Raw genomic sequence first — 517 nt, 5'->3', positions numbered from 1 at the left:
TGCTTAAGGCTTTCACGAGCACGCTCAAGACACAACACCTCATGACGCGTCTTGTTAAACGCCAATGCCAAAGGCTCATCACCATAGATCATACGTGCGCGAGTCAATGCCTGATGCTCCCACGTCCACGCTTCACTGTGCTGGTACTCGTCAAAGGCATCGGTTGGACTTACTAATAAGCCTGATGCACCAGAAGGTCTCAGGCGCGTATCAACCTCATAAAGAATGCCTGAGGCAGTGCGAGTCGAGAAGATATGAATAATGCGCTGAGCCAATCGCAGATAGAATTGGCGACCATCGATCTCTTTTTTGCCGTCGGTATAAACATGCACTGGGCAGTCATGCATAAAGACAATATCTAAGTCCGAATTGTAACCTAGCTCCCAGCCGCCGACTTTGCCGTAACCAACGACCGCAAAACCGCGTCCATCACGATCTTTGATGTGTGTTGGCTCGCCATATTTAGCCGATACCTGCAGCCAAGCTTGATTCACACCCGCTTCCACAATCGCCTCTG

The 517-nt window shown here is 50.3% G+C and carries 1 pseudogene; it reads right to left on the bottom strand.

Annotation, left to right across the window (positions count from 1 at the left end):
• Positions 1–517: pseudogene (locus tag KIV40_RS33590) on the bottom strand (bifunctional glutamine synthetase adenylyltransferase/deadenyltransferase); the annotation flags it as partial.

The organism is Vibrio sp. D173a (assembly GCF_030248475.1).
This window is presented reverse-complemented; position numbering and strand designations above follow the sequence as displayed.